Raw genomic sequence first — 18,590 nt, 5'->3', positions numbered from 1 at the left:
AATTTTGGCTTATTTCAGCTAGTATGCATTCGTTCTGATTTTTTAGTTTTATTTTTGAAGACCTATACTGAGCTGAAAGAAATTTTCAGTTCATTTAAACCTATTTAAATATTATAAATCATGTTTCATCGAGTGACCTATGCGATAGGTTCATGGGCGTATTTTGTCAGCCTAAGTGTACGTATTCTTTTTAAACGAATTCTTCATCGTAATAAAGTTCATATTGGAATCCTCATGGATGGGGATTTGGGCGATATGGTGGCTTCAGAGCCAATTCTGGGGGCTTTACAACAAAAATTTGGCAATGTTGCCATCTATTGGATTACAGAAAAACGATATTTTCCTCTCTTTAATCATCATCCATTAATCACGGAAATGCTGGATGAGCATAGTTTATTGGTAGCCCGTTTTTTATTGGCATGGAATCCTTTTAACTATTTTTATTTCTTACAATTAAGTGATTTTAGAACGGATCCAGTATTTCATGTTTCATTGAAAAATACCCAAGCTGATAAATTAGGGATAAGCTTAAAAAATTACTACAATCATTTTAATTTATTGGAAATATCATCTCAACTGGCTGATTTGGGGATGATGAAAGGGCAACCTCAATTATATGTAGATAATAAGCCTCTTTCATTTGATATTCAAAAACCATATTGGGTGGTACATTGTAAATCCAATGCTGGATTAAGAGATTGGAAGGATGAGTACTGGAATAAGTTAATTATTGATGCCATTGAAAAATGGGGAGTACAAGTAATCGAAATTGGGATGAAGAATCCATTGAAACTAGAGCATCCGAATTTTAAATCCCTTGTGGGTCAATGTAATTTAATGGAAACCATGAAACTGATACAAGGAGCATCCTTTTTCATCGGTTTAGATTCTGGGCCAACTCATATGGCGAATGCATTTCAAATTCCAGGATTGGTGATTTGTGGGGAATTTACTTACTTTAAAAAATATATGTCTTATTCTGGATTTTATCAGGAAAGTAAGCAAACGAAAGTCATGTTTAACCCAGATGGTAAAGCCGAAGGATTAGCTTTTGATGAAGTGTGGCAGCAATTAGTTGCCTTGCAAGAAAATAAATAGCCTATGCTATTTCTGATTACATTGGGTGCCATAGTGTCTTTGGTTTTAGCTATGACTTGGCTAAAATTACCCCCTTTTGTAGCATTTGTTGGTATCAGTATTCTTGCTGGCTTAGCCTTTCAATTGAGCCCAGAGCTTATTTTTAAAGCCATCCAAGATGGGATGGGTAGTACTTTAGGGTCAATAGCAGGTATCTTAGCTTTTGGTTCAATATTGGGGAAATGGGTCGGAATCAGTGGGGCTGCTCAAAAAATGACCGAGGTATTATTGAGTATTTCGGGGACTCGATTCGCAAGAATAGCCTTTATGATGGCTGGTTTTCTGGTTGGACTTCCGCTCTTTTATTCAGTAGCTTTCATGTTATTGGCCCCACTTGTCATTACTGCCTCTGTCAAATTGAAACAACCTGCGACCTTTTTGGCCTTGCCCATGTTAGCCTCATTAACAGTCACACAAGGTTATTTGCCACCTCATCCTGCACCATTAGCTATCATGCAAGAGTTTGGAGCAGATTTGTCCAAAACCATGATCTATGGCATTATTATTGCCATACCTGCTATTTTGATTTCAGGATTGTGGTTTGGATTTACGACTAAAAATATCACGACACCTGCCAATCAGGCATTTGTATTTGTTCATGATGAGCATCAGCCTTCGGAGCGGAGTTTATCCACCATTCCCAGTTTCTTGATTGTTTTATTTCCCATCATTTTATTAGCGTTGGGTTCATTTGGAACAGGTTATTTTCCTAAAATGGCCAGCTATTTATCCAATCCTGTTTTTTCTTTGTTTCTATCTGTATTGTTGGCAGGAATTCTTTTGAAAAGGATTGGATTTACGTCAGATGAATTATTAAGTTCCTCCATGGTATCCATTAAAGATATAGCAGGAATATTATTGATTTTTGGTGGGGCAGGGGCATTGAAACAAGTATTGGTGGTAGCGGGAGTCAGTCAGGCCGTGGCAGATAGTTTAGGTGCTTCTACCTGGAACGTTTATGTTTTAGGTTGGACTATGGCGGCTATCATTCGAGTTTGTGTAGGTTCTTCTACGGTTGCAGGTATAACAGCCGCTGGTTTTATGAAAGTGATTTTAGTGAATTCCATGGCAGACCCTAACTTGATGGTATTGGCATTAGGTGCAGGAAGTATGATGTTCTCCCATGTAAATGATACTGGATTCTGGCTATTTCGGGAATATTTTTCTCTGAATTTTAGAGATACAATACGGTCATGGACCCTAATGGACACTTTAGTCTCTATTACGGGTCTTATTGGAGTATTGGTTTTAGATCAAATTCTTTTTTAGGGGTTCAATCGGATTTCCCTCTGACTGACATAAGTCATTGTTTCAACGAGTAGATTTGTCTAAATTAGTTTGATCATTTCTTATTTGTATGAAAAATTTCTGGTATTTTTTTGTTCTTCTAGCTGTCCTATCTTGTCAATCTTCTACTTCTGAAAATCAAGAAACGCTAGTGCCTAATTTGATATTGAATGATGTGCTAGCCTGTAAAGATTTAGCAGGACTTCAAGCTCAGTATGGTTCCGAATCTTTAGTTGCGGATACGAGTTGGATTCTAAACGAAGATACCTTGAAGGGTTCTATATTGTATCCTAATACGAATAAGCAAGTCTATATCATGTATCATCAAGGGCAGATATTGGATGTTTCTGTAGTAGGGAAACAGTCTTTGTGGAAAACTAATTCGGGCTTATACTTAGGCTTAAAAGTACTTGATGTAGAGAAATTAAATCAAAAGAATTTTACTATTTCTGGATTTAATTGGGTCAATGGCGGCATGGTTGTAAGTTGGGAAGGCGGGAAATTAGGTGGAGATAATTTGACTCACGTTGTTCAATTTAGCAATGCAGGAAATCAACATGAAGGGCTTTCCGATATGGAATACAGCCAAATTTCAGGAGAAGCCGAATTTGATATTCGCCATCCATTGATACAAAAACTAAATCCAAGTTTGGATCAGTTAGCCATAGTGAAACCTTATGTTCCTTCTAAGTCAGAAGGTAAATCCATGGGAAGTCATATCACTAAAACTCAAGTTCCTCAAGTCAAGAAAAAACCTTAATTAACCTGATTGATAGCTTTTCCTGCTAAAAATCCGACTAAGGTAGTTGTGAGGCTTTGAATGATTCGTGTTCTAGCCTCAAGACTTAGCCAAGCATTGTGTGGTGTGATATATGCATTAGGAATACCAATTAATGGATGATGGCTAGCTGGTGGTTCTTGATCTAAAACATCCAATAAAGCCGCAGCAATCTGTTTTTCTTGTAAGGCTTGTGCTAATGATTTAGAATCTACCAGTCCACCCCGAGAACTATTAATTAAAACAGCATGCTTGGGCATCCAGGATAGAAATTCTGCATTAATGAGTTGATCAGTTTGTGGGTTTAAAGGGCAATGTAGGCTAATAACATCACAGGTTTGAGCTAATTCTTTATTGGATAGAAATGTTCTATTAGCTAATTGTAAATCTCTTGTATGGTGGTAATAAATCTTCATTCCCAAGCTTTCTGCCATGCCAGCAAAACATTGTCCAATGTTTCCCATGCCTATAATCCCTAGTTTTTTATCAGCCAGTTCTGTTAAGGGGCTCAAGGAATAAGACCAATCATTTTTACTCCATTCTCCTGCCTGTACAGATTGATTATGTTGTTCTACTCGATTGCTCCAAGCCAATAATAGGGCCAAGGTATGCTGAGCGACAGAATAGGTACCATATGCAGGTACATTGGATACTTGAATTCCTCTGGCTTTACATGCTTGGATATCGACGGAGTTATAACCAGTAGCCGCGACTAATACTAATTTTAGTTGTGTGAAATGGGCCAAGGCTTTTTCATTGACCAAGCATTTATTGGTTACTAATACCGTGGCATGAGGATCTCTTGAAGTAATTTCTGCTTCAGTTGTTTTTTCATAGAAATCGACCTCTCCCAAATTACTGAAAGAAGTTCTTGAAATATCTTGTTGAAATAGGGCTAAGCCGTCTAGAATAACGATTTTCATGCTTTTAATTTCGGATTATTGTGGTGACGATCTTGGTCTCTAATCGTTTTTTTAGCTAAATTTTGTTCCAAAGCTTTTTCTAAATTGATCCCTGTTTGATTGGCCAAACATATTAAAACAAACAATACATCGGCCATTTCATCACCGAGGTCCTTTTGTTTATCGGATTCTTTCTCCGATTGCTCTCCATACCTTCTGGCAATAATTCGGGCAACTTCCCCCACTTCTTCCGTCAGCATGGCCATGTTTGTCAATTCATTGAAATAACGAACTCCCACGGTTTTGATCCATTGATCTACTTGTTCTTGTGCTTCTTGTATCGTCATGAGTTGGGTTGTTGAGAATCAATAATGATGGTGACTGGGCCGTCATTGACAAGACTAACTTGCATATCGGCACCAAATTGGCCGGTTTGTATAGGAAAGCCTAATTTATTTTCCAATAATTCAATGAGTAGTTCGTACAAAGGAATGGCTTCTTCTGGTCTAGCGGCTTCAATAAAACTAGGACGATTCCCTTTTTTAGTTTGAGCTATTAAGGTGAATTGACTGACCAAAATAATTCGACCATCTACAGCTTTAATGTCTAGGTTCATCTTGCCTTCAGCATCTGAGAAAATACGTAGCGCACTAATTTTATTGGCTAAGTATAGACAATCTGCCTCGGTATCAGATTGATGTATACCAAGTAAAATCAAAAAACCTTGTTGAATTTGAGCATTGATTTGACCATCAATTTCAACCTTAGCTTCCGAAACACGTTGAATGACAGCCAGCATGTTAGAGTAATAAATAGACGATGAGGAAATAAACCCCATAGCCCAGAATGTCATTGGTGGTGGTGATGAATGGACCACTGGCTACTGCCGGATTGATGTTTAATTGGTTCAGCACCAAGGGGGTAAGTGTCCCCATGAGAGAAGCTAACATAACCACAGCAAATAAGGAAATGGAGACAGTGACAGAAAGCATAATGGCACCGTGGTCTACCAACATGGAACAACCAAAGGCAAATGCCGCAGCAATTAAGGCATTGATCAAGGCAACTAATAAAACTTTTTGAAGTCGTTTCCAGAGTGTCGTATCCAAACCGCTTTTATCAGCCAAACTTTGAACAATGAGAGAGGAAGATTGAATTCCTACATTTCCTCCAGTAGAACCAATTAATGGAATGAATGCCGAAATAGCAGGCATCAGGGAAATAGAGCTATCGAATCGATCAATAATTTTAGCCGCCAAAAAACTTCCTACCATACCACCAATTAACCAAGGTAAACGAGAACGCACCAATAGCCAGATGGAGTCATCTTCTTCTACATCTTCCGAAATACCGGCCATGACTTGTATGTCTTCCTGTGCGGATTCTGTAATAAAATCGACCACGTCATCAATGGTAATTCTACCGAGTAAACGGCCTTGGATATTGACCACGGGAATGGCTTCAAGATCGTATTTTTGCATTAAATCAGCCACTTCTTCTCCCGATATATACGTTTGTACTGAAACAATTCCATCGGCATCAAACACATCTTGGATTTTGGAACCTCTTTTAGCGAGAATGATTTTTTTTAAGGAAACAGTTCCCATCAATAAACCATCATCATCTACGACATAAACGGCATATACTTTTTCAACGTCTTCGGCTTGCCGACGAATCTCTTCTACACATTCCGTTACCGTTTGTTTGACGTTGATTTTGATTAATTCCTTTTGCATTAAACCGCCTGCACAATCTTCATCATAATGCATTAAGTCAATGATGAAACGAGCTTGTTCACGATCTTTTAGTAGAGCTATCACTTCCTCGCGAACTCGAACGGGTTGTTCATTGAGGATATCCACCGCATCATCGGAATCGATGACATTGATGTAACCTGCAATTTCTTTGGAATTGAAATTTTTCAGAAACTTTTTACGGTCATCTGAGTCCAAGGTTGAAATGATTTCAGCAGCTAATTTGGTATCAAGTAATTGAACGATATATTTGGCTTCTTCTCCGCTTAATTCATCCAAAATACTGGTAATGTCCGCTGCAAATAAATCTTCAATTTTAGCTAGAATAGCCTCATTGGATTGCTCAGCGATGAGTAATTTGATTTCCTCTAAAAACTCTTTAGTGAGTTCAAACGGAAGGTGTTGTGGGTTGACTACTTCCATGGATTTCGCTGAGGGTTGAAAATTTCGTATCTAAATTAAGAAATATTTGCTGGATTTCGACTATGCGCCAACATAACCATTGGCTTTCCACAATTCGGTCAGTTCGGTAAATTCAGCAACACCTAATTGTTCGGCACGTTTGGTTAATAATGGATGATCTGGCAACTGCATAGCTCTTAGTGCATTTCGTAATGTTTTACGACGCTGGTTAAAAGCCATTTTGACTACTTGCTTGAATTTCTGAGGATCACAATCTAATTTTTTGTCCCAATTTCTTACCACGCGAATGACTCCAGAATTAACTTTTGGAGGTGGAGTAAATACTTCGGGCCCTAAGGTAAACAAGTATTCTACGTCGAAATAAGCTTGCAGTAAAACGCTTAATATGCCATAATCCTTATTGCCTGGTTTGGCGGCCAGTCGCTCGGCTACTTCTTTTTGTAACATACCTACCACTTCCACACATTGATCTTTATACTCTAGGATTCTAAAAAATATTTGGGTTGAGATGAAATAGGGGAAATTACCAACAATGGCAAATTTTTCCTCACCAAATATATTTTCAAGTGGATATCTCAAAAAGTCTCCATCGATTAAGCGAGGGCCTGTAAATTCTAAATAATTCTTTCTTAAGTAAGCCACAGACTCTTGGTCAATCTCAATGAGGTAAGTTTCGTAGTCTTTCTTTTTGACCAAATATTGAGTCAGAACACCCATACCTGGGCCAATCTCCAATACCTTTTGGTAAGCACCTTGCGGATTCAGTGCATTGACGATGCGCTGGGCAGCGTCTAAATCATTTAAAAAATGTTGTCCTAAACTCTTTTTTGCTCTTACTTGCACGTGCTGATGGGGCTTTAAGGAAGTAAAATTACGCCCTTTTTTGTACATTGTAAGCAAAATAGTCGAATAAAGCCATGGCAGGTTGGGCACAGAAATCCAAGGAAGAATTAATTCAGGAAATAAGACAACTGAAAAACCAGTTAGATGTACTGGAAATGACGGAGTCGACCTTTACAGGGACCTCAGCCAAAGAGAATCTAATTAGGACATTAGAAAGTTTAAAGCTTTTTGGAATCATCATGGCGTTGGATGGAACGATCACGCATGCCAATGTATACACGCATAAACTTTTGGGTTATGAACCGAATGAGTTAAATGGAAAAGACTTTTTTACCACCTTATTGCCTATTGAAGAAAGACAAGGTCGTCGGTCAGCATTTAACCAAGCTGTTGCCAATGGAGGATTATTTGAGGAGAGAGAAAGGACCTATGTAACCAAATCAGGAGAAATTAAATGGGTGGAAGTCAATTCCACCATCGTTAGTGAATTAGATGAACAGACCTATTTAAGTATCATAGGTGAAGATATCAGTGAAAGAAAAAAAGTCAGTGAAGCTTTAACCCGATCCAATGCCCAGTTGCAGGATTTGATTAATAATACCACCGACTTAATTCAAATTACTGGTATCACCGGGCGTTTTCTCTTTGTTAATCGAGCCTGGTTGGAAACCATGGGCTATACCGAGGATGAGGCGCGGGATTTGAAGCTACAGGATGTTTTGCATCCAGAATTTGCTTCTAATACCTTGAATCAGTTGGATCTGCTCAGTAAGGGAAAGGAGATTCCGGAATTTACGGCTGTATTTAGAAGAAAGGACGGTCGACGACTATATGTCAGTGGATCAGCTACTTGTCGGTTTGAAAAAGGAGTACCCACCGCATTTCGATGTATTTTACATAACTCCACGGCTAAAGTCCGTGCTGAGCGAGCCAGTAAATTGTACTCGTCCATTGCTCAGGTTACTATTAACTCATCCAATTTGGATGATTTATATACCAATATCCATAAGCAATTGGGTGAAGTAATTGATGTGAAGAATTTCTTTATTGCTCAATATGACCCAGCGAAAAGCTTTTTGTATTTTCCTTATTACGTGGATGAATACTTTAATTCTAGGGTTCATTTTACCAAAAGGAAATTAGGTAATGGATTGACAGAATATGCCATCATGGCCAATAAGCCTTTGATTTTGCATGATGATGATATCCATCAATTAGCCAATGAGAAGAAAATATACTTATATGGGGTTGTTCCTAAGGTGATGCTTTGCGTACCTCTGAGGATTGGAGATCGGGTAACCGGTATTATTGGAGTTAAGTCTTATGAACGTTCCAATAAATACGAAAATCGAGATTTGGAGTTGTTAGACTTTATTTCAGGTCAAGTGGCCTTGGCCATTGCTAGAAAACAAGCAGAAGAGGCTTTGGCCCGTGAAACAGCCCGATTGAATGCTATTTTTGAAGGTAGTTCTCACTTGATGTGGTCAGTAAATAAACGTTTGTTTTTGACCAGTTTTAATCATGAATATTCGGATTTATTGGTTGAACAGATCAGCATTAGTCCTCAGATTAATATCAGTGCCGAAAAAATGGGTTTTCAGTTGTTAGCTCCGCCAGAGCGTAGAAGAATGGAGGATGGTTATAAAATGGCATTTAGAGGGCAGAAGCAGCACTTTGAATTAGAGCTTTTGACCAAAACGAGGGAGGAAAAATGGCTTGAGATATATTTGAATCCTATCTTTCTAGAACACGGTGCAATCGAAGAAGTATCAGGAATTGCTCGCGATATTACGGATTTGAAGAAGTACCAACATGCCTTGGTGGAAGCCCGTGAACAAGCAGAGAGGTCTTTAAAAGTGAAGGAACAATTCTTGGCCAATATGAGTCATGAGATTCGTACACCAATGAATGGAGTAATAGGCATGGTGGATTTATTGAGCGATACGCCTTTAAATGAAGATCAAGTAGATTACGTACAAACCATCAAGAAATCCTCGGAAACATTACTTCATATCTTGAATGATATTTTGGATTTAGCCAAAATAGAAGCAGGGAAGATGGTGTTACATCCAAGTGACATCGTTTTAGATGATGTGCTAGATCGATTGATGGCCTTATTCTCTCAAGTGGCTTGTCAGAAAGGAAATACCTTAGAATATCATTTATCCAAAGATTTGCCTGAAGTGGTGGTGGCAGATGAGACCCGCTTATTGCAAATTCTTTCCAATTTGACTTCCAATGCCTTGAAATTTACGGAACATGGAAAAGTGAGTATTGATGTTTCAGGCGAAAATATCACCAATGAGTCCTTGGATTTAGTGGTGAAAGTACAAGATACGGGCATTGGTATCAGTCCTGAAAATTTGAAAATATTGTTTAGTGCCTTTCAACAATTGGATAATTCAACTTCCAAAGTATATGGCGGTACTGGCTTGGGACTAGCTATTTCCCGTGAATTCTGTAAGATGATGCAAGGAGATATTGGGGTAGAATCCACTTTAGGAAAGGGAAGTACTTTCTGGTTTAAAGTGCATTTGGAGGTAGGTAAGCAGGAATTGGTTCAAAGAAATAAGGAAGCTGATAAATTTGTCATTCAAGGGAAATTAGAAGATATACAGCCCCATATTTTGTTGGTGGATGATAATTCGACCAATAGAAAGGTGGCTTCTCAGATTTTAGCCAAAGCGGGTTGTATTGTTCAAACAGCCTCTAGTGGTAAGGATGCGATTAATTTGTTAAGTAAAACGCATGAGTTTGATTTAATCCTCATGGACATTCAAATGCCTGAAATGGATGGTATGCAGACGACCCAGCATTTGAAACAATTAGGCTTGGCTAGCTTGCCACCGATAGTCGCCATGACTGCGTATGCTATGAAAGAAGACCGTGAGCGTTTTTTAGCAGTGGGGATGGATGATTATTTAGCAAAACCTATTCGAGCTCAACAATTGATTCAAATGGTCAATCATTGGGTGATTAAAGGGGTAAAGCCCCATGTGAAACAAGAAGCTTTTAGTGAGGAGCATTCCGTAAATCCCATTGATCAAGAAGCATTGGATTCATTATTGGAAGCCACAGGCGGGGATGAGGGATTTGTTAAAAGTATGTTGTGTGATTTTATTCATGAAGCCAAGCAGCAAATACTGGATGCAGAAAGCTCTTATCAGAAGAATGACTGTAAGGGAGTGCAATCTGAGTTACATACTTTAAAAGGCAATTCAGGGACCTTGGGTGCAGCAGAAGTGTATACAATTTGTAAAAAAATTGAAGCGAAAGCCAAAGTTTGTGATTTCAAGGAATTTGAATTAGAAATAGAATTATTAAAACAGGCTTTGCACCGCTTTGAAGAGGCGGTTCAAGTACAATATGCCTGATTTTCGGACAAAATGGCTTATTTGGTAATTTATATAAAAGACAAATAGGTCATTATTTCCGATTTTTCTCTGTGGATAAAGATTTGAAAGGAAGAGGTCAAATTGAAAATAAACAGATGAATCCTAAAAATTACACTTCCCAAGCGAGTATTGTGATTCAAAATTCAGTGGAATTGGCGGCTAATGCAGGCCAACAAGCCATTGAGACGGGTCACTTGTTGGCCGCTATTTTGCAAGATGATACCCAAACGGTTTCATTTTTGCTCAAAAAGTTGGGAGTTTCATCCCAGCAAATTCAAGAAAAATTAAGTAAAATTATTAGCTCTTATCCCAAGGTTTCAGGTGAACCCTTTTTGAGTAATGGATTGCAACAATCCCTTCAAAAGGCTGAAAAATGGAAGGAAACCATGGGAGATTCGTATGTCAGCGTGGAAGTTTTGTTTATTTCTTTGCTGGATGGGAATGACGTCGTAGCGGATGCTTTGAAATCCTTAGGCCTCAGTACCACTTCGTTAAAAAATGCCATTGTAGAACTTAGAGGAAATAGAAAAGTGAACGATCCACATGCAGAGGGTACTTACCAATCCTTAGAAAAATACGGTAAGAATTTGAATGATTTGGCCAAGGCTGGAAAAATCGATCCAGTGATTGGTCGTGATGAGGAAATTCGACGTGTCTTGCAGATTTTATCACGTAGGACAAAGAACAACCCCATTTTATTAGGTGAGCCAGGTGTAGGTAAAACCGCCATTGTAGAAGGTTTGGCACAAAGAATTGTGTCGGGTGATGTACCAGAAAACTTGAAATCTAAGATTATTATGTCCTTGGATATGGGTTTGTTAGTGGCTGGAGCTAAATACAAAGGGGAGTTTGAAGAGCGATTAAAAGCGGTCATTAAGGAAGTTACAGATTCCAATGGCGAGATTGTTTTGTTCATTGATGAGATACATACCTTGATTGGTGCGGGTGGAGGAGGAGAAGGCGCGATGGATGCGGCTAATTTGTTGAAACCAGCTTTGGCTCGTGGAGAATTGCATGCCATTGGTGCTACTACGTTGAAAGAATACCAAAAGTATATCGAAAAAGATAAGGCTTTAGAGCGCCGTTTCCAGGCGGTAATGGTCGAGGAGCCAGATGTTGCAGATGCAATTTCCATTTTACGTGGTATTAAAGATAAATATGAATTGCACCACGGGGTGAGAATTCAGGACGATGCCGTGATTGCTGCTGTTGAATTATCCAATCGTTATATTTCAGATCGTTTTTTACCAGATAAGGCTATTGACTTAATTGATGAGGCTGCTGCAAAAATGCGTTTGGAGATTGATTCTGTGCCAGAAGAAATAGATGATATCCAACGCAAAATCATGCAATTGGAGATTGAGCGAGAAGCGATTCGCCGAGAAAATAATAAGGAAAAAGAAGTGATACTATCACGTGATTTAGCTGATTTATCAGAAAAGCGAGATGCGTTAAAGGCGCGTTGGCAATCGGAAAAATCGGTTTTAGATACGATTCGTTCCGAGAAAGAGAAAATAGATAAGTTGAAGTTGGAGGCTGAGCAAGCAGAGCGTCAGGGTGATTATGGTAAAGTAGCGGAGATTCGTTATGGCCGTTTAGTGGAGTCAGAGCAAAAATTGAAAGATTTGCAATCGGCCTCTGCTGGAGAAAATACCATGCTGCAAGAAGAGGTAACAGCAGAGAATGTAGCGGAGGTGGTAGCTAAGTGGACAGGGATTCCAGTGAGTAAAATGTTGCAAACTGAGATTGATAAATTGTTGCATTTAGAGGATGAATTGCACAAGCGTGTAGCAGGGCAAGATCAAGCCATCGAGTTAGTTTCTGATGCAGTTCGTCGTTCTAGAGCAGGTTTGCAAGACCCTCGTCGCCCAATTGGATCCTTTATATTCTTAGGTACAACCGGTGTGGGTAAAACGGAATTGGCGAAGTCGCTAGCCTCTTATTTATTCAATGACGAGAATGCGATTGTTCGTATTGATATGTCAGAATACCAAGAACGTCATGCGGTAAGTCGTTTGATTGGAGCGCCTCCAGGATATGTAGGCTATGATGAAGGTGGACAATTGACGGAAGCAGTGCGTAGAAAACCCTATTCGGTGGTGTTGTTGGATGAGATTGAAAAGGCCCATCCGGATGTTTGGAATATCTTATTGCAAGTTTTGGATGAAGGGCGTTTGACGGATAATAAAGGAAGAACAGCCAATTTCAAAAATACCATTATCATTATGACTTCCAATATCGGTAGTCATTTGATTCAAGAGAAAATGGGACAAATGGAGGGTTGGAATAATCAAATCATCATGGATGAGACGAAGGAAGAGGTGATGACTTTGTTGAAGCAAGTAGTTCGCCCTGAGTTTTTGAATCGTGTCGATGAAGTGGTATTGTTTGAGCCATTATCGGAAGAACATGCTCGTAAGATTTTGGGTATTCAGTTCAAAGAAATCCAGCGTCGATTAGCGGATCAACAAATCACCTTAGAAGCCACGGATGAGGCATTATCCAAATTGGCTAAAGATGGATATGATCCAAATTATGGAGGAAGACCGATGAAAAGAGTACTTCAAAGGGCTGTCTTGAATGAATTGTCGAAAGAGATTCTTTCGGGTAAAGTAAAAAAGGATTCGGCTGTTTTGATGGACTTAGATTCGGAAGGGAATGTGGTATTTGAAAATGTACCGAATCCAGAGGTAGTTTAAATTGGGGAATTTTTAGAAAAGCCTGAGGATAATTTCTCAGGCTTTTTTTTTGTAACGTTGTCAAGGTTTGGAACCTTGCCAACGTTGGGAAAATGGGGTTTATTGTATCCGTTTTTTGATCATATTGATTCATTATTGAATAATAAAAAAGAAATCAATTTATAGATTAAATATGTACGTAATATTGTACTTATATTTGTACAAAATAAATGGTATATGCTGACAACTTCTATCTCCGATTTCAGGAAAGATATTAAACGGTACTTTGACCAAGTAACTGGTAATTTTGAAACGTTGATTATTAACCGAGGTAAAGATAATGGTGTGGTAATCATGTCATTAAAAGAATACAATTCGCTTTGTGCAACTCAGCATGAGTTGTCATCCAAAGAAAATGTAAAAAGGCTAGATGCTGCCATTGAAAAATTGAGGTCAGGGGAAGTTCAAAGTAAAAGTCTAATGGAAGAATGAAATACATCTTTGTAGATGAATCTTGGGAGGATTATGTGTATTGGCAACAGACTGATAAGAAGAAATTAAAGCGCATCAATGATTTATTGAAGGATATTTCTCGAAATCCATTTGATGGTATTGGTAAACCTGAGCCTCTAAAATTTAAATATGCAGGATTTTGGTCCAGAAGAATCGACGAAGAACATCGTTTGATATATCAATATAGGGATGGAGAAATCCTAATCGCTAAATGTCGATTTCACTACGATGCATAAAAAAGCCTGAGGATAATTTCTCAGGCTTTTTTTGTAACGTTGTCAAGGTTTGGAACCTTGCCAACGTTGGAAAAATGGGGTTTATTGTATCAACTAATTGATTAACTCAGCTGGAAAATTTTGGTAGCAAATCGGACGCGTAAAACGATAAATGGCTTGCGTACCAACTGATGTTCCTCTGGAATCACTGGTGGCAGGGAAAGGGCCTCCATGAACCATGGCTGGCGAAACTTCCACACCAGTTGGGAATCCATTTAGTAAAATTCTACCTACGCGTAAACTCAAAGCTTCGATTAGTTCTGGAAATGCCTTAATCTCTTCGATTGTTCCATGAATAGTCCCAGTCAATTGACCTGGTAAAGATTCAATAAAGGCAATCAATTCCGCTTGGTTTTCCACCACAACAGCCAGGGTACTTGGTCCAAATACCTCTTCTAAAATCTCTTGATCTTTCATGGCTGCTTGAGCCGAAGTAACGAATAAGCTTGGTGAAGGAATGGCTTGAGTAGTATATCGATTTACGTCCGGATGTTGGTCTAATTTTTCACATCCTTTGGTAAATGCTTGCGCAATTCCTTGCGTTAAAAATGCATTCAATGACATCGTGTCTAATTGCGCTGCTAAATCCTGTAGAAACGCTGCATCGGATTTTTGAATGACGATTAAGCCTGGATTAGTGCAGAATTGTCCTTGTCCTAAACAAACCGATTGACTGAAATTAGCTGCTAGGCCAGCCCCATTCGTGGCCAGTCCTTCCGAAAGGAGAACCACCGGATTAATACTTCCCATCTCAGCATATACAGGGATTGGGTTAGGACGTCTTACAGCTAAATCATACAATGCTTTTCCTCCTCGGTATGATCCTGTAAACGCAACCGCTTGAATGTCGGGGTGCTGCACTAAATAACCTCCTAATTCATGGGAAGTAGTGTGCACCAAGGAAAAAATACCTTCTGGCATCTGAGTTCTTTGAGCCGCTTTTTGAATAGCTCTACCTACCATTTCACAAGTGTTTGGATGGGCTGGGTGAGCTTTAAAAACAACTGGGCAGCCAGCAGCTAAAGCTGCCATGGTATCTCCGCCAGCTACTGAAAAGGCCAATGGGAAGTTGCTAGCACCAAATACCGCCACAGGTCCTAAAGGAATCTGTTTTTGGAATAAGCTTGGTTTAGGTAAGGGTTGTCGGTCCGGCAAAGCGGGATCATCAATCGGATTAACCCAAGCTTTGTTTTTGATGAAATTAGCAAAAGCCAACACCTGTCCTGTGGTACGTCCGCGCTCACCTTGAATACGAGCAGTTGGCAGCCCTGCTTCTAAACAGGCCATTTCAATTAAAGGGTCACCAATGGCCATGATTTCTTCCGCTATCGCTTCTAAAAACAAGACTCTTTTTTCATCGGATATTTTTTTTAAACTAGCAAAAGCTGTTTTAGCTTTAGCAATGGCCAAGTCTATTTCTGCAGCAGTTGCTTCATAAAATGGGGTAGATATGGCAATACCTGAATCGGCTTGCATACCTTGAAAAGTACTCGTACCTAATTTGGAAAATGTATTTCCTATGATTTGTTCACCTGTAAGGTTCATTATGCTACAATTTGAATTAAAGTTCCAATGGGTTCAATTTGAATTTCGATGCGATCGCCTGATTGCAAGGTAAAAGGATGATCAGGTACCACACAGGTTCCTGTCATCAAGAAAGTTCCTTTTGAAAAGGTCATTTCACGAGTAAGGTATTCAACCAATTCCGCATGAGTTCTCTTCATTTGAGATATTTGCGTATCTCCTTGAAAAACCTCATTGCCATCACGGAAAATACGCATATCAATCACCGTTTCAGGTGCTAATGGTTTGTCTGTTACCAATAAACAAGGTCCTATGCCCGCAGCACCATCGTATACTTTGGCCTGTGGTAAATACAAAGGGTTTTCTCCTTCAATATCTCTTGAGCTCATGTCATTCCCAATGGTATAACCTGCTAATTGACCTTGAGCATTGACGAAAAGTGTTAATTCCGGTTCAGGGACGTTCCAAGCGGAATCTTTACGAATTCTTACTTCGCCACCTTGTCCAACGGCTCTATGACTATTCCCTTTATAAAAAATTTCAGGTCTAGGCGCTGAATATACTTTGTCATAAAATGTATCTCCTCCTGACTCCTTAGATTCTTCCATTCGAGCCACTTTGCTTCGTAAATACGTAACACCTGCCGCCCAAATTTCTTGTTGGTCTACTGGGTGCAACAAATGGATATCGCCAAAATTCACTTCCGTACCATGGGCAAAGGCCTTAGCACACGCTTCAAATAAATTTTCTTGATTGATGAAATCATCCCAAGAAGTGGCTTGGTGAAAAATAGATTTATCCGATTGACTGGATTGAATGACATGTCCGTGAGGAGTACGGTACAGCTTAAAATAGTTCATTTGAAATAGGTTTATGTATTAATTTCGGCTAATCTTTTCCAAAGCTTTCAATACTTCAGAAGCATTTCTTTGTGTAAAGGAAAGATTGAAAGTACAAAGATTGTCAATTTTTTGATTTAGTATTCGAATTGGTAATTTTTTGCAGATTTTCATGACCTCATTTAGCTCAGAATAGGGGAATTCGATTTCTTCTTCCACCAAAGGTTCATATTCAAATATTTCAGCATGAGCTAAGGCATCTAGACAGGCTTCTTTGTAGGCATGAATTAAACCAGGAACTCCTAATAATGTGCCTCCAAAATATCGAATCACTGCTATGAATACATAATGCAGTTGATGAGATAAAATGGTATTCAAAATGGGTTTACCCGCACTTCCTGAGGGTTCACCATTGTCATTGGAGCGGGCTTCCTCTTGACTGAATCCCAATCGATATGCATAACAAATATGTCGTGCCTTTGGATGCAATAAGGCTAATTCTTGTAGTATACTTTTAATTTCTTCCAGATCTTTCACTGGATAGGCCATGCCGATGAATTTACTTCCTTTATCTTTGTACAGACCCTCTGAAGGAGAAGCAATGGTTAAATATGAATCTTGCTTGGACATGAAGAGGATTAAATTCTCCGCAATTTATGCACAATAATTATTATTTCTTGCGAGTTCTTGCGTCTAACTTACGTCAAAAACTGATGTATGCACGTCTGAAGCAATGTTTTTCCCAAGAAAAGGATGAATTAGTACTAGGTTTTGAACGCCAAAATGGGGAAGAATTTTGGATGAAATGCTGTTTGGGACCTCAGTTTTCTTGTTTGCAATTTCCGGACAACTTTCATCGTGCTGGAAGAAATTCTGTCGATTTATTTTCAGATGTTCTTTTGGCTGAGGTTCAAGAAGTGGAAATGTATGAGAATGAACGCGCTTTTAGCCTTCATTTTTTAGGGGATTTTGTGCTGCTTTTCAAAATGTATGGCAATAGAGCCAATATTATTTTATTTCGAGATGGAGAGTTTCAAAGCCTCTTTCAATCTAGATTGAAGAAGGATGCTGAAATTTCATTAGCAAATCTCCACCGCCCCTTAGATCAAAGCTGGGAGGCATTCCAAGCAAACGATGGAAATTATTCAGCCTTATTTCCCACTTTTGGAAAAGAGATAAAAGCCCATCTGTTGAGTTTAGGATATGAAAATGCTTTGTTGAAACCTCGCTGGGAAATACTTCAAACATTAAAAGCCGATTTAGAAAACCCAACATTATATGTATATCACCGAGAGGATGGGGTATTTCTTAGCTTATTGAAATCGGAAGCAGAAGCGTTGTATGTGGGGCATGACCCTTTGGAAGCATTAAATGCATTATATAAATATCATTATTCCATTGGGGAGTTTCTTAAAGAAAAAACCCAGTTACTTACTTTTTTTCAAAGAGCTCAAGACAAGACTCGATTATACTTACAGGACTTGTTGAATCAAGGAAGTAAAAGGGGAGCTAGCGTTCCTTATGAAGAGATTGCCAATATCATCATGGCACATTTGCATTTGATTCCTGCTAATGTTAATGCTGTAGAGCTGCCTGATTTTTATCGCGATAGCACCATTAAAGTCAAGCTGAATGCTAGTTTGAGTGCTTCTCAAAATGCGGAGAATTATTACCGTAAATCGAAAAATTATGCCAAAGAATTGGCCCATTGGCAAGAGCAAGTGGATCGTAAAAGGGATGAAATCAAGCTGTGGGAAGAGCGTTGGGAGCAAGTAAATCAAGCCACCAATAGAAAGCAGTTGAAAACATTTATTCCGCTATTAACAAAAGATACTTCTCAAAAAGCCGTAGAAGAAATACCATTTAAGGTATTTGATGTACAAGGTTGGACAGTTTGGGTAGGTCGAAATGCCAAAAACAATGATTTATTGACCATGAAGTATACCAAACGGCACGATGTTTGGTTGCATGCTCGAGATGTGGCTGGTTCTCATGTGGTGATTCGAAATCCTCAACAAAAAGTAGTACCCAAACAGGTTATCGAGGAGGCGGCTGGCTTAGCGGCGCATTTTTCTAAAAGGCAACATGAGAGTTTATGTCCAGTGATCATCAGTTCTAAAAAGTACATTAGAAAGACGAAAGATTTATTAGCCGGTCAGGTGATTATAGACCGCGAAGAGGTGATCTTAGTACCACCAGCAAGAATAGATTAAATCACATTTTGTCTAACTATTCTGCAATA

At 39.0% G+C, this 18,590-nt stretch carries 16 protein-coding genes; 8 read left to right on the top strand and 8 right to left on the bottom strand.

What is annotated here, in order from left to right:
- The first annotated feature begins 120 nt into the window (after nt 1–120).
- The 3 genes from EWU22_RS10630 (at nt 121) to EWU22_RS10620 (ending at nt 3,184) form a co-directional block, all read left to right on the top strand.
- Nucleotides 121–1,098, top strand: a complete 978-nt coding sequence (locus tag EWU22_RS10630; protein WP_130925503.1) for a glycosyltransferase family 9 protein — start codon at nt 121–123, stop codon at nt 1,096–1,098.
- Between the two features lie 3 nt (nt 1,099–1,101).
- On the top strand, nt 1,102–2,406 hold the full coding sequence (locus EWU22_RS10625; RefSeq protein WP_130925502.1) for a GntP family permease: 1,305 nt from the start codon (nt 1,102–1,104) through the stop codon (nt 2,404–2,406).
- Nucleotides 2,407–2,494: 88 nt separating this feature from the next.
- Nucleotides 2,495–3,184, top strand: a complete 690-nt coding sequence (locus EWU22_RS10620) for a hypothetical protein (protein WP_109323309.1) — start codon at nt 2,495–2,497, stop codon at nt 3,182–3,184.
- Here EWU22_RS10620 and EWU22_RS10615 read toward each other — a convergent pair.
- From EWU22_RS10615 to rsmA, 5 genes are read right to left on the bottom strand one after another with little or no spacing between them, the layout of a single operon-like run.
- Nucleotides 3,181–4,125, bottom strand: a complete 945-nt coding sequence (locus EWU22_RS10615; RefSeq protein WP_130925501.1) for an NAD(P)-dependent oxidoreductase — start codon at nt 4,123–4,125, stop codon at nt 3,181–3,183. The two genes, EWU22_RS10620 and EWU22_RS10615, sit on opposite strands and share 4 nt — an antisense overlap.
- Nucleotides 4,122–4,451 carry a nucleotide pyrophosphohydrolase gene (locus EWU22_RS10610; RefSeq protein ID WP_109323307.1) on the bottom strand — a complete coding sequence of 110 codons (330 nt, stop codon included), beginning with the start codon at nt 4,449–4,451 and terminating at the stop codon, nt 4,122–4,124. The genes EWU22_RS10615 and EWU22_RS10610 overlap by 4 nt, the downstream gene beginning before the upstream one ends.
- A complete protein-coding gene (gene dtd, locus EWU22_RS10605) occupies nt 4,448–4,903 on the bottom strand; it encodes a D-aminoacyl-tRNA deacylase (protein WP_130925500.1) in 456 nt (151 codons plus the stop codon). The genes EWU22_RS10610 and dtd overlap by 4 nt, the downstream gene beginning before the upstream one ends.
- A 1-nt stretch (nt 4,904) precedes the next feature.
- Nucleotides 4,905–6,281 (bottom strand): magnesium transporter, encoded by a 1,377-nt coding sequence (gene mgtE / locus EWU22_RS10600; protein ID WP_109323305.1) that lies wholly within the window; start codon nt 6,279–6,281, stop codon nt 4,905–4,907.
- 60 nt (nt 6,282–6,341) lie between these two features.
- A complete protein-coding gene (gene rsmA / locus EWU22_RS10595; protein ID WP_109323304.1) occupies nt 6,342–7,172 on the bottom strand; it encodes a 16S rRNA (adenine(1518)-N(6)/adenine(1519)-N(6))-dimethyltransferase RsmA in 831 nt (276 codons plus the stop codon).
- 26 nt (nt 7,173–7,198) lie between these two features.
- On the opposite strand from rsmA, the gene EWU22_RS10590 reads away from it, so the two are divergent.
- The 4 genes from EWU22_RS10590 to EWU22_RS10575 all read left to right on the top strand — a co-directional run bounded on the left by EWU22_RS10590 (nt 7,199) and on the right by EWU22_RS10575 (nt 13,946).
- Nucleotides 7,199–10,498, top strand: coding sequence for a PAS domain S-box protein (locus EWU22_RS10590; RefSeq protein ID WP_231962876.1), 3,300 nt, complete (start codon nt 7,199–7,201; stop codon nt 10,496–10,498).
- Between the two features lie 116 nt (nt 10,499–10,614).
- Nucleotides 10,615–13,218 (top strand): ATP-dependent chaperone ClpB, encoded by a 2,604-nt coding sequence (gene clpB, locus EWU22_RS10585; RefSeq protein ID WP_130925499.1) that lies wholly within the window; start codon nt 10,615–10,617, stop codon nt 13,216–13,218.
- Nucleotides 13,219–13,434: 216 nt separating this feature from the next.
- A complete protein-coding gene (locus EWU22_RS10580; RefSeq protein WP_130925498.1) occupies nt 13,435–13,689 on the top strand; it encodes a type II toxin-antitoxin system Phd/YefM family antitoxin in 255 nt (84 codons plus the stop codon).
- Nucleotides 13,686–13,946: a Txe/YoeB family addiction module toxin gene (locus EWU22_RS10575; protein WP_130925497.1), complete on the top strand. Its 261-nt coding sequence runs from the start codon at nt 13,686–13,688 to the stop codon at nt 13,944–13,946. Before EWU22_RS10580 ends, EWU22_RS10575 begins: the two co-directional genes overlap by 4 nt.
- A 93-nt stretch (nt 13,947–14,039) precedes the next feature.
- On the opposite strand, the gene EWU22_RS10570 is transcribed toward EWU22_RS10575, so the two are convergent.
- The 3 genes from EWU22_RS10570 to EWU22_RS10560 are packed head-to-tail and all read right to left on the bottom strand — an operon-like array spanning nt 14,040 to nt 16,978.
- Nucleotides 14,040–15,530 carry an aldehyde dehydrogenase (NADP(+)) gene (locus EWU22_RS10570; protein ID WP_130925496.1) on the bottom strand — a complete coding sequence of 497 codons (1,491 nt, stop codon included), beginning with the start codon at nt 15,528–15,530 and terminating at the stop codon, nt 14,040–14,042.
- Complete coding sequence (locus tag EWU22_RS10565) at nt 15,530–16,369, bottom strand: fumarylacetoacetate hydrolase family protein (protein ID WP_130925495.1); 840 nt, start codon at nt 16,367–16,369, stop codon at nt 15,530–15,532. The genes EWU22_RS10570 and EWU22_RS10565 overlap by 1 nt, the downstream gene beginning before the upstream one ends.
- An 18-nt stretch (nt 16,370–16,387) precedes the next feature.
- Entirely contained in the window at nt 16,388–16,978 is a 591-nt protein-coding gene (locus tag EWU22_RS10560; protein ID WP_130925494.1) for an IMPACT family protein, read from the bottom strand.
- Nucleotides 16,979–17,004: 26 nt separating this feature from the next.
- Here EWU22_RS10560 and EWU22_RS10555 point away from each other — a divergent pair, with 26 nt between their 5' ends.
- Nucleotides 17,005–18,561 carry an NFACT RNA binding domain-containing protein gene (locus tag EWU22_RS10555; protein WP_130925493.1) on the top strand — a complete coding sequence of 519 codons (1,557 nt, stop codon included), beginning with the start codon at nt 17,005–17,007 and terminating at the stop codon, nt 18,559–18,561.
- Nucleotides 18,562–18,590: the final 29 nt, after the last annotated feature.

This window comes from Aquirufa nivalisilvae, assembly GCF_004307455.1.
Taxonomy (GTDB): Bacteria; Bacteroidota; Bacteroidia; order Cytophagales; family Spirosomataceae; genus Aquirufa; species Aquirufa nivalisilvae.
This window is presented reverse-complemented; position numbering and strand designations above follow the sequence as displayed.

Coding starts and splice junctions, on each gene's coding strand:
- EWU22_RS10580 (WP_130925498.1), top strand. CDS start 13,435: ATGCTGACAACTTCTATCTCCGATTTCAGGAAAGATATTAAACGGTAC.
- clpB (WP_130925499.1), top strand. CDS start 10,615: ATGAATCCTAAAAATTACACTTCCCAAGCGAGTATTGTGATTCAAAAT.
- EWU22_RS10560 (WP_130925494.1), bottom strand. CDS start 16,978: ATGTCCAAGCAAGATTCATATTTAACCATTGCTTCTCCTTCAGAGGGT.
- EWU22_RS10565 (WP_130925495.1), bottom strand. CDS start 16,369: ATGAACTATTTTAAGCTGTACCGTACTCCTCACGGACATGTCATTCAA.
- EWU22_RS10615 (WP_130925501.1), bottom strand. CDS start 4,125: ATGAAAATCGTTATTCTAGACGGCTTAGCCCTATTTCAACAAGATATT.
- EWU22_RS10555 (WP_130925493.1), top strand. CDS start 17,005: ATGCACAATAATTATTATTTCTTGCGAGTTCTTGCGTCTAACTTACGT.
- EWU22_RS10575 (WP_130925497.1), top strand. CDS start 13,686: ATGAAATACATCTTTGTAGATGAATCTTGGGAGGATTATGTGTATTGG.
- EWU22_RS10630 (WP_130925503.1), top strand. CDS start 121: ATGTTTCATCGAGTGACCTATGCGATAGGTTCATGGGCGTATTTTGTC.
- dtd (WP_130925500.1), bottom strand. CDS start 4,903: ATGCTGGCTGTCATTCAACGTGTTTCGGAAGCTAAGGTTGAAATTGAT.
- rsmA (WP_109323304.1), bottom strand. CDS start 7,172: ATGTACAAAAAAGGGCGTAATTTTACTTCCTTAAAGCCCCATCAGCAC.
- EWU22_RS10620 (WP_109323309.1), top strand. CDS start 2,495: ATGAAAAATTTCTGGTATTTTTTTGTTCTTCTAGCTGTCCTATCTTGT.
- EWU22_RS10625 (WP_130925502.1), top strand. CDS start 1,102: ATGCTATTTCTGATTACATTGGGTGCCATAGTGTCTTTGGTTTTAGCT.
- mgtE (WP_109323305.1), bottom strand. CDS start 6,281: ATGGAAGTAGTCAACCCACAACACCTTCCGTTTGAACTCACTAAAGAG.
- EWU22_RS10590 (WP_231962876.1), top strand. CDS start 7,199: ATGGCAGGTTGGGCACAGAAATCCAAGGAAGAATTAATTCAGGAAATA.
- EWU22_RS10570 (WP_130925496.1), bottom strand. CDS start 15,530: ATGAACCTTACAGGTGAACAAATCATAGGAAATACATTTTCCAAATTA.
- EWU22_RS10610 (WP_109323307.1), bottom strand. CDS start 4,451: ATGACGATACAAGAAGCACAAGAACAAGTAGATCAATGGATCAAAACC.